This window comes from Gracilimonas sp. BCB1, assembly GCF_040117685.2.
In the GTDB taxonomy this organism is placed as follows: domain Bacteria; phylum Bacteroidota; class Rhodothermia; order Balneolales; family Balneolaceae; genus Gracilimonas.
Genome location: NZ_JBEDYP020000002.1, coordinates 252,923 through 264,917, shown reverse-complemented (window position 1 = coordinate 264,917; position 11,995 = coordinate 252,923). Strand labels below are relative to the sequence as shown.

The 11,995-nt window shown below is 44.1% G+C and carries 12 protein-coding genes; all 12 read left to right on the top strand.

Features of this window, described 5'->3' with window-relative positions; translation table 11 throughout:
• Positions 1 to 14 precede the first annotated feature (14 nt).
• The 12 genes from ABFW99_RS01370 to ABFW99_RS01315 all read left to right on the top strand — a co-directional run bounded on the left by ABFW99_RS01370 (position 15) and on the right by ABFW99_RS01315 (position 11,969).
• Entirely contained in the window at positions 15 to 2,927 is a 2,913-nt protein-coding gene (locus tag ABFW99_RS01370; protein WP_349355437.1) for a T9SS type A sorting domain-containing protein, read from the top strand.
• Between the two features lie 277 nt (positions 2,928 to 3,204).
• Positions 3,205 to 3,537: an ArsR/SmtB family transcription factor gene (locus ABFW99_RS01365; RefSeq protein WP_349355436.1), complete on the top strand. Its 333-nt coding sequence runs from the start codon at positions 3,205 to 3,207 to the stop codon at positions 3,535 to 3,537.
• A 60-nt stretch (positions 3,538 to 3,597) separates the two neighbouring features.
• Positions 3,598 to 4,503 (top strand): arsenite methyltransferase, encoded by a 906-nt coding sequence (locus tag ABFW99_RS01360; RefSeq protein ID WP_349355435.1) that lies wholly within the window; start codon positions 3,598 to 3,600, stop codon positions 4,501 to 4,503.
• An 11-nt stretch (positions 4,504 to 4,514) separates the two neighbouring features.
• Positions 4,515 to 5,123, top strand: coding sequence for a protein-tyrosine-phosphatase (locus tag ABFW99_RS01355; protein WP_349355434.1), 609 nt, complete (start codon positions 4,515 to 4,517; stop codon positions 5,121 to 5,123).
• Positions 5,124 to 5,159: 36 nt separating this feature from the next.
• On the top strand, positions 5,160 to 5,606 hold the full coding sequence (locus tag ABFW99_RS01350; RefSeq protein WP_349355433.1) for a DUF6428 family protein: 447 nt from the start codon (positions 5,160 to 5,162) through the stop codon (positions 5,604 to 5,606).
• A gap of 1 nt (position 5,607) precedes the next feature.
• Positions 5,608 to 6,645 carry an ACR3 family arsenite efflux transporter gene (arsB, locus tag ABFW99_RS01345; RefSeq protein ID WP_349355432.1) on the top strand — a complete coding sequence of 346 codons (1,038 nt, stop codon included), beginning with the start codon at positions 5,608 to 5,610 and terminating at the stop codon, positions 6,643 to 6,645.
• Between the two features lie 230 nt (positions 6,646 to 6,875).
• The gene (locus tag ABFW99_RS01340; protein ID WP_349355431.1) at positions 6,876 to 7,307 is read left to right on the top strand and encodes a 6-pyruvoyl trahydropterin synthase family protein; all 432 of its coding nucleotides are present in this window, start codon (positions 6,876 to 6,878) and stop codon (positions 7,305 to 7,307) included.
• 29 nt (positions 7,308 to 7,336) lie between these two features.
• Positions 7,337 to 8,236 (top strand): GTP cyclohydrolase FolE2, encoded by a 900-nt coding sequence (gene folE2, locus ABFW99_RS01335; protein ID WP_349355430.1) that lies wholly within the window; start codon positions 7,337 to 7,339, stop codon positions 8,234 to 8,236.
• Between the two features lie 123 nt (positions 8,237 to 8,359).
• Positions 8,360 to 9,079: a flavodoxin family protein gene (locus ABFW99_RS01330; RefSeq protein WP_349355453.1), complete on the top strand. Its 720-nt coding sequence runs from the start codon at positions 8,360 to 8,362 to the stop codon at positions 9,077 to 9,079.
• Positions 9,080 to 9,188: 109 nt separating this feature from the next.
• Entirely contained in the window at positions 9,189 to 9,830 is a 642-nt protein-coding gene (locus ABFW99_RS01325) for an RNA polymerase sigma factor (protein WP_349355429.1), read from the top strand.
• Positions 9,831 to 9,874: 44 nt separating this feature from the next.
• On the top strand, positions 9,875 to 10,120 hold the full coding sequence (locus tag ABFW99_RS01320; protein ID WP_440707389.1) for a hypothetical protein: 246 nt from the start codon (positions 9,875 to 9,877) through the stop codon (positions 10,118 to 10,120).
• Between the two features lie 88 nt (positions 10,121 to 10,208).
• Positions 10,209 to 11,969 (top strand): T9SS type A sorting domain-containing protein, encoded by a 1,761-nt coding sequence (locus ABFW99_RS01315; protein WP_349355427.1) that lies wholly within the window; start codon positions 10,209 to 10,211, stop codon positions 11,967 to 11,969.
• Positions 11,970 to 11,995 lie beyond the last annotated feature (26 nt).

Below are 11,995 nucleotides of genomic sequence, written 5' to 3'. Positions count from 1 at the left end.
ACCAAAACGTACAAATGAAAAAAGTAACGCTACTTATTGCAGCACTGATACTTGTTCCCGCTTTTGCGATGGCGCAAACAACAGTGACTGTCAGTTCTAACATAACGGAAGACACCGAGTGGACTTCTGACAACGAATACCTGCTCGATGGTATGATCTTCGTAACCGATGGTGCGGATCTTTATATCGAAGCCGGAACTACAGTACGCGGAGCGGCAGGGCAAGACCTTGATGCTTCCGGGCTGGTAATTACCCGTGGATCCAGAATCTTCGCTGAAGGTACAGCTGATGCCCCGATTATCTTTACTGCTGAAGATGATGCGAACCTTACCAAAGATGATGTTGGTGAGTGGGGCGGAGTTGTAATCCTTGGTCGGGCTACTACAAATAACACAGTAGAAGCAACCATCGAGGGTGTAAACGAAATTTCATCCGACCCTGCTCTTGTTGGATATGGTGGAGATAACGACATGGATAACTCAGGTGTTCTTCGTTATGTATCGATCCGACACACAGGTATCAATATTGGCTCCAGCTCAGGTAATGAAATTCAGGGACTGACTTTAGGTGCAGTAGGTGCCGGTACTACCATCGAGTACGTTGAATCATTTGCTTCCGGCGATGATGGATACGAGTGGTTCGGAGGAACCGTAAATACCAAATATTTGGTATCTGCTTTTAATAATGATGATGCTTTTGACTGGGATCAGGGATTCCGTGGAAAAGGACAATTCTGGTTTGTGATTCAGGACAGCGACCAGGCCGGACGTTCTGCTGAAATGGACGGAGCCGGAGGAGATGAAACCGGAACTCCATTTGCTTATCCTGTAATTTCCAATGCTACTTACATTGGACCTGGTGTTTCTTCAACTCCATCCGGAGATCCGGGACAAATGCTTGAGTTCCGTGACAATACGGGTGCTTTTTATACGAACTCTGTATTCACAGACCACCCGGGTAATGCTCTTCGTGTAGAAGATGTGGATGGTGTTGATGAATTCGATTCAAGAGCTCGTCTTGAAGTAGATTCTTTGAACATCAACAATAGTGTGTTCTTCAGCTTTGGAACCGGAAGTACGTTGCATGCTATGGCTACCAATGATTATGAAGCCACTATGCTGAATGAAAACGGCAACAGCGTTACCGATCCACAATTAGGTGGAATTAGCCGAACCGATGATGCAGGTCTTGACCCTCGTCCGGGCAATTCTGATGTACTTTCCGGTGCTGAAATTCCTAACGACTCATTTTTCAGTAATGTAGCCTACAAAGGTGCATTTGGTGGTAACAACTGGTTAGCCGGATGGACTGCTTTAGACCAGTACGGATATCTTGCTACCGAAGGTACTGCCGGTATGGAAACTATTTCAGCCAATATCACTGAAGATACTTACTGGACAGCTGACAACGAATATCTTTTGGACGGTATGATTTTCGTAACCAATGGTGCGGATCTTTATATCGAAGCCGGAACCACTGTTCGTGGAGCAGCCGGTCAGGATCTTGACGCTTCCGGATTGGTGATCACCCGTGGATCCAAAATTTTTGCTGAAGGATCTCCAAGTAACCCAATTGTATTTACAGCTGAAGAGGATGCCAACCTAACCAAAGATGACGTTGGAGAGTGGGGCGGTGTGGTAATTCTTGGACGCGCTTCTACAAATAACACAGTAGAAGCAACCATTGAAGGTGTAAACGAGATAGAATCTGATCCTGCCCTGGTAGGATACGGTGGAACTGACGATATGGATAATTCCGGTGTGCTCCGTTATGTCTCTATTCGTCATACAGGAATCAACATTGGTTCCAGCTCAGGTAACGAAATCCAGGGACTAACATTAGGCGGTGTTGGTGCCGGAACTACCATCGAATATGTTGAGTCGTTTGCCTCAGGTGATGACGGATACGAGTGGTTCGGTGGAACTGTAAACACCCGATACCTTATTTCCGCTTTCAACAACGATGATGCTTTTGACTGGGATCAGGGCTTCCGTGGAAAAGGTCAGTTCTGGTTTGTGATTCAGGACAGCGACCAGGCCGGACGTTCTGCTGAAATGGACGGAGCCGGAGGAGATGAAACCGGAACTCCATTTGCTTATCCGGTAATTGCTAACGCCACTTATATTGGCCCTGGTACATCCTCAACACCATCCGGAGATCCGGGACAAATGCTTGAATTCCGTGATAACACCGGGGCACTATACGCCAACTCTGTATTTACCGACCACCCGGGCAATGCACTTCGAGTGGAAGATGTAGATGGCGTAAATGACTTCGATTCACGTGCCCGACTGGAAGCAGACTCACTGAATATCAACAATAGCTTCTTCTTTGATTTTGGTGCAGGAGCAACTATTGCTGACATTGCAACCAATGATTATGAAGCAACCATGCTGAATGAAAATGGAAACTCAGTGACCGACCCACAGCTGATTGGAATTAGTCGTACGACAGACGGAGGTTTAGATCCTCGTCCCGTTCCAACTAGCCCTGTTTACGGCACAGCCGGATCGATGGGAGATAGCTGGTTCTACAGCACTAATTATGTTGGTGCTTTTGATGGCACTAATTGGGCAGCAGGCTGGACAGCTCTGGATGCCTATGGTTTCCTGGGTGATGGAGTGGTAACCAATACGGAAGAACCTGTGGCAGAAGTGCCAAATGCGGTATCTCTGAACCAGAACTATCCAAACCCCTTCAACCCAACTACACAAATTAGCTTTACGCTGCCACAGGCGCAGCAGGTAACACTGAAGGTGTATGATATGCTGGGACGTGAAGTTGCTACTCTTGCAAACAGGGAAATGTTCTCTTCAGGTATGAATACCCTGAACTTTAACGCAAGCAACCTTTCAAGCGGACTGTATATCTACCGCTTAACCAGTGGAAATGTAGCTATTACACGTAAGATGACATTGATTAAGTAATCAATCTATTCCTACTCACATAAACGTCTCACATCACTGTGAGGTGTGCTGATCAGGGAGAGCTTCGGGGAACCGGGGCTCTCTTTTTTTACCTCAGATTATTGGATTTAAGGATTGCAGGAATTTCTTAACCTTTTGGTCATTCCTGCGGAGGAAGGAATCTGGTTCTCGAACATTTGCTTTGAAATGATATTTACGGATTCAACTTTGGTAACAAAGTTGTTGACTCTCAGAAGATATTCCCGTACCATTAATCGTATAATTACGATATACGATTATGGCACTTACAAAAGCACAATTATTCGACAGAAAACAGGTAAAAGCTGCTGAGTTTGCAAAGGCTCTGGCTCATCCTGCACGCATAGCTATTTTAGAGATACTGGCCAAGCGAAATACCTGTATATGCGGAGATATCACCGATGAACTGCCGCTGGCTCAATCTACCGTTTCCCAGCACCTGAAAGCATTGAAGTCTGCGGGAATTATAAAGGGAGAGATCGATGGTGTCAAAACCTGTTATTGCCTGGATGAAGATAATGTTGCTGAATTAAGAACCGTGATGGAATCATTATTAAAAGATTTGACGACCCAAAACCCCAATTGTTGTTAAATAAGGGTGAATGATTAACTAATTCATCATTTATAATCCCCAATTAAAAATTTCCCACTTATGAAAACACAATCAAAATCACCGGAAGAACTCAAGGAAGCCGTTCGAAAGAAGTACAGCCAAATCAGTGAGCAAGCGAAAGATTATAACGCTCGTTCCTGTTGCGGAGCGGGAGGAGAATCCACCGAAGTGTATAATATCATGACGGATGATTATAGCGAACTTGAGGGGTATAATGCCGATGCTGATTTAGGTTTGGGTTGCGGGCTGCCAACTCAATTTGCACAAATTAATAAAGGGGACTATGTAATTGACCTGGGTTCCGGAGCCGGAAATGATTGCTTTGTTGCCCGGCATGAGACGGGTGCAGAAGGGAAGGTGTTGGGAATTGACTTTGCGGAACCGATGATTGCTAAAGCCCGGAAAAATACAGACAAACTCGGGTTTAATAATGTGGAATTTCGATATGGGGATATTGAAGAACTGCCGGTTACTGATGATGTAGCTGATGTGGTGGTCAGCAACTGTGTGCTGAACCTTGTTCCCGATAAGGAGAAAGTATTTTCTGAAATTCACAGGGTGCTAAAACCGGGCGGACACTTCAGTATTTCTGATATAGTACTGGAAGGAGATCTTCCGGATGCTCTTCGGGAAGATGCAGAGATGTATGCTGGATGTGTAGCCGGAGCCATTCAAAAAGATACCTATCTGGGATTCATTAAAGAAGCCGGATTCGAAGACATCACCATCCAAAAAGAAAAGCCCATAGAGATTCCGGAGGATATTCTAAGTCAGTATTTAGCTGAGGATGAAATCGCCGAATTTAACTCGGGCGGAACCGGTATTTACAGTATCACTGTATTTGCCCGGAAAGCCGGTGAAGGTAAATCAGCGAAAAAGGAAACTGTGACGATGCTTGGAAATGCTAATGCCAATGCTTGCGAGCCCGGTTCGGGATGCTGCTAATTTGTTAACGGATGCATAGTAAACTGAAAGAATACATTCAAAAGCTGGAACCCGGTTTCGGCTCCATTCCTGACACAAGAAAGAAAACCCTGATGAAACTGTCTGCTTATATCAAAACAAAGACAGAGAATGACCAGGTTGCCAAACTGAACTTCATTTGTACGCATAACAGCAGGAGGAGTCATTTAGCTCAGATTTGGACAAGTGTGGCCGCTCACCATTTTGGTATTGAAAACATTGAAACGTATTCCGGCGGAACAGAAGCAACAGCATTCAATCCAAGAGCAGTTGCGGCTATCGAAAGAGCCGGGTTTAAAGTTGATAACCCCGGTGGGGATAATCCCGAATATCGGGTAACATTCGGTGAAGATGCAGAACCGCTGATCTGTTTTTCAAAGAAATTCGACGATGACGTCAACCCTGATACTTCTTTTGCGGCTGTAATGACCTGCTCCGATGCAGATGAAAATTGTCCGTTTGTACCCGGGACCGAGTTCAGGATTTCGGTTACCTATCGTGATCCAAAAGAATCAGATGGCACCCATAAAGAAAAAGAGATATATGATGAACGTTGTTTACAAATAGCTACAGAAATGTTTTATATGATAAGCGAGGTCTAAAAAATTTGTCCATATTAATCGCAAAAATACGATAAAATGAATACTTCAACTTTTATAACCACTTTGGTAAACAATACAGGAAAGGAACTTCAATTTTGTCTTCCGGATTCAATGGTGATTTCCGGGGATCTTCATATCACCGAAATTCAGCACCATTCGGTAGATTCAGTGGATTGTGGCGGAAACGAACACTCGTACAATGAAACGGTTCTTCAGCTTTGGGTGAATGAGCGATCGGAAAACTCGCCAGAATGGACAACCGACAAAGCACTGAAGATCATAGAGCTTGTAGGCGAAAAGCAAAAATACAACGATGATGCTGAATTGTTTATCGAGTTTGGTGATTCTGCTCACCCCACCATTCGATATTCTGTACAGGAGGTAAAGGAAGATCCGGAAACATTGATTATGGCATTGTCCGTAAAGCCAACCGTATGCAAACCAAGTTTGAACAGAGAAGTGAAAGCGGGGGCTTGTTGTTAAAATGTCAAATTCAGAAAAAAGAATGGATTTTTTTGAGCGATATCTGACGGCCTGGGTATTGTTGTGTATCGGAATAGGAATTGGGGTGGGTTACCTGGCCGGGGATTCCATCGAAGTTGTCAGCAGGTGGGAGATTTATAAAGTTAATATTCCTGTGGCTATTCTGATCTGGCTGATGATTTACCCCATGATGCTTCAGGTTAATTTTGCTTCGCTCAAAGAGATAGGAAAGTCACCAAAAGGTGTGGTGTGGACGGTTATCATCAACTGGGCCATAAAACCTTTTACCATGGCATTGTTTGCCTGGATATTTTTTGACCAGCTGTACTCCGCATGGCTGAGTCCCGACATGGCCGATCAATACATTGCCGGGGCTATCTTGTTGGGAGCCGCTCCCTGTACGGCTATGGTGTTTGTATGGTCTTATTTATCGGATGGTGACCCTAATTACACATTGGTACAGGTTTCGGTGAATGATTTACTGATCCTGGTGCTTTTTATTCCGATTGTAGGACTGTTGCTGGGTATCACAGACATCACCATCCCATGGAACACACTGGCGGCTTCCATTATCGTTTTTGTTGTTATTCCATTAGTAGCGGGCTACCTCACACACAAAGTGGTAATAGCTAAAAAAGGGAAGGAATGGTACACCGGCAGCTTTCTGCCAAAGTTCAAACCTGTTTCCATTTCCGCATTATTGATCACATTGATTCTGCTGTTTGCTTACCAGGGGGAACGCATTATTTCACAGCCCCTGGATATCATCTTCATTGCCATTCCTTTGATCATCCAGACATATTTTATTTTTGGAATCGCATGGTTTGGGGGAAAGTGGATTGGCTTACCGTACCAGGTATGCGCTCCGGGTTCCATGATTGGAGCCAGTAACTTTTTCGAGCTTGCGGTAGCTGTGGCTATAGCATTATTCGGGTTACAGTCGGGTGCTGCTTTAGTTACGGTGGTAGGTGTTTTGATTGAAGTACCGGTTATGCTTTCACTGGTAAGATTTGCTAATAGCAATCGGGCAAGCTATTGATACACGATACGAGGATAGTTTATCCGATTTTGCTAATTGTGGTGTTCGGGTTTTGAGCCATGATTTACAGGATTATTGGATTACCATGATTCGTACTCGCTCTGATGCTTTTCGTCGGAGCGGATGGGTCGTTAGAGAAAGCGGTTTACAAAAAATATTTCCACTTGCAGAACTGTTTCTAATTTTCAAACGTTAGCTAAGCAAATAACACGAATTTTAGGAACAGAACATTGACCTTTGTAACACGAAGAGCCCATTTTAATGCCGCACATCGACTTCATAACCCTAATAAGAGTGAGGAGTGGAATCGGGAAACATTTGGTAAGTGCAACCTCCCAAACTGGCATGGGCATAATTATATAATAGAGGTAATGGTTACCGGAGAACCGGATCCTGAGACAGGGTATGTAATTGACCTCAGCAAGCTAAAGTCCATCATCAAAGAAAAGATTTTAGACCCTTGTGATCACAAAAACCTAAATCTGGACGTAGATTTTTTGGAAGGAATCATTCCTTCCACGGAAAATTTGGTACGCGCTTTTTTTGAGCAACTTCGTCCTGATGTGGAAGCTGCCTGTTCCCAAAAAGGAAAGTTATATAAGGTTAAGCTGTTCGAAACCGAACGAAATATTGCCGAATATTGTCCCTACAGAGGACTATAACAGACTATTCATCATTAGCAGTTAGAAATATGATTAAGAATGAAGTACAACGATTTTATGACCCTACCTTTACGGTAACCGATGAGTACAAAGACTCATTACCGGATTTGCAAAACGGACCGGCTTCACTGATTGAAGGAGCAAATGTTCCCATTCAGCAAGTGGGGATTTCCAATTTTAAGCTTCCGCTGAAGTTCAGGAGAAGGGAAGGGGAACCGGTTACCCTTGAAGCTTCCGTAGATGGCTATGTAAGCTTGGAAATGGGTAAGAAAGGTATCAACATGAGTAGGATCATGCGCACCTTTTACAAGTTTCAGGATAAAGTTTTTCACCTCGACCGACTTGAAGAAATTCTTAAAGCATATAAGGATGATTTGGATAGTCAGGAATCATTTCTGAGAATCAGTTTTAACTACCCACTTCTGAAGGATAGTCTGCGTTCTGATTTGAAAGGCTATCAGTACTATAAAGTTTCTTTTGAGGGCAGGCTGGACAATTACAATCAGTTCCAAAAATATATGCACCTCGACTTTGAGTACAGCAGCGCATGCCCGTGTTCCTACGAACTGTCTGAACATGCCCGTGAAACCCGCGAAGTGGCTGCCATACCTCACAGTCAACGAAGCGTGGCCAGTGTTACCGTAGCGTTGAAGGATGAATTTTTTGTAGAAGATTTAGTGAACATCTGCCGTACGGCCCTGCAAACCGAAACTCAGGTTATGGTAAAGAGGGAAGACGAACAGGCCTTTGCTGAGCTGAATGGTGCCTTCCAGAAGTTTGTAGAAGATGCTGCCCGTTTGTTATATGATGAATTGGACAGCTACAACAGCATCCGTGACTTTGTAGTCCGTTGTGTACACATGGAAAGCTTGCACAGCCATGATGCAGTGAGCAGGATTTGTAAAGGACTCCCTAATGGTTTGAGATAGCCGGAGTTGTTTTGTTGACTAAACCCCGTTCTACCAGGAGCGGGGTTTTTTTATGTAAAATAGTAAGGTACACCGGGTACAGACCATCCAACCAAAGTATCAACGTTCATTAATCCAGAAATGATGCCGAATCCCGATTTCTCCGATCTGAAAGCTCTATATGTAAACTGCACACTCAAAAAATCACCCAGAGAAAGTCATACCCGAAATCTGATGGATGTATCAATGAACATCATGCAGAAGGAAGGAGTGGAAGCTGAATGTATCCGTCTGGTTGATCATGATGTGGCCTATGGTGTGTATCCGGATATGAAGGAGGAAGGAGTAGAAACCGATGAATGGCCCGAGATTTGGAAAAAGGTGGAAGCTGCAGATATCCTGATAATAGGCACACCGATTTGGTTAGGGGAAAAGTCATCTGTGGCAACCAAGTTAATAGAGCGGCTTTATGCAATGAGTGGTAAGCAGAATGATAAAGGGCAGTATCTTTTTTACGGTAAAACAGGTGGTTGTCTTGTAACAGGAAATGAAGATGGGATAAAGCATTGTGCAATGGGAATATTATACGCCCTTCAGCATATCGGATATAGCATTCCGCCTCAGGCAGATGCCGGCTGGATTGGGGAAGCAGGTCCCGGACCCAGTTTTGGGGATGAAAGCGAAGACGGCCTGGTCGGCTTCGATAATGAATTTACACAGAGAAATACCACTTTTATGACCTATAACCTGCTTCATTTGGCTCATATGCTTAAACAGCAGGGTGGCTATCCGGCCTATGGAAATTCCCGAAAGGATTGGGATGATGGCACACGTTGGGGTTTCGAGAATCCGGAATACCGATAGATTACCCGGCAAATATTGAGTTGTGAAATAAGACAGACATCCAGTAAATTGGTTTTGAATTTTCATAAGGCTGTGGCTTTTGGGCTATTAGTCTTTAAGATTTTACCGGATGTTTAATTGGTTCAAAAAGAAATCAGCTTCTTCTTTTACTAACGAAGAATGGGTAGAAGCCCTGTCACCGCCGCCGGAAGATGCTGCCATTTCCAAACTGAGGTCTTATCTGGTAAGGGGATTGAAGGCCTCTCTCTATAAATATGTAGATAAAAATCTGGGTGATTTCGTTGAAGACATTGCTCAGGATTCCATACTTAAAATTTTGGAAAAGCTGGATACCTTCAGGGGGGAGAGTAAATTCACCACCTGGGCTATGAAAATTTCGGTAAGAGAGGGTTATACCGAGCTTCGCCGAAAACGATATGATGACATTTCCCTGCACGATTACGTGAATCCAAAAGGGGAGAAAGAACATGCGGTGGAGATTGAAGAGAAAGAAGCCCTTCCCGATCAGATTACACATGAGTCGATGGCTGTTGAGAAGGTGATGAAAGTGATGAACGAGCAGCTCACCGAAAAGCAGAAAACGGTACTTCAGTATTTGATAATAGATCAGATTCCACTGACGGTTGTTGCAGATAAAATGGATACCAATCGGAATGCGATTTATAAACTGGTTCATGATGCCCGTTTAAAGCTGAAAACCAGTTTGGAGCTGGAAGGCATCGACCCGGAAAAACTTTTGGAGGAGATGTAAGATATGGAAGCGTCAACCCATCAGGATAAGGCAAGAGATACAGAATGATGAATTTGAATAAACAGATCATAAAAACATTAGTAGGCAGCGTGAAAGCCACCCACGAAGATGAATTGGGCTGTGGGGAGTGCTTTGATGAAATCCATGAATTTGCCGAGATGGAACTGCTCGGGAAATCACCTGAAATAGCCAAACCGCTGGTTAAAGAGCACCTTGAAAGGTGCGGAGAGTGCCGCGAGGAGTACAAGGCCTTATTGAAAGCCATAGAGAATCTGAAAGTCTATAGTTAAGACTTGAGGTTCACACCTTACTGAATATGCACTCGGGTTTGAAAAGTCCTATCTTTAAATAAACATTCATCAAATCACTTTATCCTAAATGAAGATAACCCGGAATTCATTATTTACCTTATTTGCTCTTCTGTTTTCAGTAAATGCTCTTTTTGCACAAGACCCAATACCTATTTCAGAAGCCCGCGAAAAGACCGAAGGAACGACGGTTACCGTAACGGGGCATGTAACCGTAACCGATGAATTTTCAGGCCCTGTCTATTTTCAGGATGAAACCGGAGCTATTGCCTGGTTCGATTATGGTAATATGAGAGAGGAATTTACGCTGGATGTTCAATGTGGCGATTCCATTGTAGTAACTGGTGAGATTGGCTTTTTTAATGATCTGCTTCAGGTTGTTGATGCTACTTCCTGGGAGTTTTTTCCGGATTCCACTCACAGAACTACTCCTGTGGAGATTACTGTTGAAGAAATGAACTCCGGTGATTTTGAAAGTCAGCTGGTTTCCATGAATGTGGATATTGATCACACAGGTTCTTTACAGGGTAACACGAATTACGACATTTCCGATAATACCGGGACCGGAGAACTGCGTATCGACCGGTTCACGAATCTGGTTGGAGCTGAAGCTCCTGAAGGTGTAACGACCATAGTCGGTATTGTTGGGAGATATCAGGACACATTTCAGCTGCTACCAAGAGATACCGAAGATTTGAACGCAGACCCCTTCGAATATCCGGGCGAAGAAATTTCCAAAGACCAGACTTTTGAAGTAGCCACCTGGAACATTGAGTGGTTCGGTTCTGCCAGTAACGGCCCTGATGATGAAGCCGAGCAAATGGCAAATGTAGGAACCGTGATAGCCGAGGTGGATGCAGATCTGTACGCCTTTCAGGAAATTTCCAATACGGCTGATTTTGCAGATTTAATTGCCGGTTTGGATGGGTATGGCGGATTTGTTGCTGACTTCTCCCAAACCCAGAAAACAGCCTTTGTCTTTAAAAGAGCAACCATCGACTCTCTCGATTCCGGGATGATTACCTCCGGAATGACCCAATCGAACTGGGCGAATGGCCGCTATCCGCTCTTCTTCAGGTTCAATGCCACTGTTGAAGGAGAAACCCGTGAGATTTACGCTTTTAATATCCATGCAAAAGCATTTGACGATTTCAATTCCTATGACCAGAGAGAGAATGCATCAGCTGAAATTAAGCAATACCTGGACAGTGAGAGGGCAGCAGACAATGTGATCTTTTTAGGGGACTATAATGATACCATTGAAGGATCTATTACCTCCGGTCAGGATTCTCCCTATGACAATTTTGATCAGGATGAAGAGTACACCATCATCACCAAAAGTCTGGAAGAGAGAGGATTTGCTTCCCAGGCATCCGGCTCATTCATCGATCATATAACGATTACCTCAGAGCTTGCGGATGAATATATAGTGGCTACTGAGCGGGTAGAGAATACGACTTATATTGGGAGTTACCTGAGTTCTACCTCCGATCATTACCCCATCTGGACTCGCTTCCAGTTTACTACGCTGGTAAGCAATGAAGATGAGCTGAGCGAACAGCCGGTAGGCTTCTCACTCGATCAGAATTATCCTAATCCTTTTAACCCAACTACTCAAATCTCTTATCGCTTATCCGAAAGCGGTTTTGTGCAGTTGGAAGTATTTGACGTGATGGGTAGAAAAGTAGCTACGCTGGTGAGTGAAAATCAGTCGGCCGGACAAAAAACAGCTACTTTTGATGCCTCCAACCTGTCAAGTGGGGTATATATTTACAGGTTGTCAACAGCCACCGGACAGCAACTCACCAAGAAAATGATGCTTATTAAATAGGCAGCTTAAACGGAAGTACTTTTTTC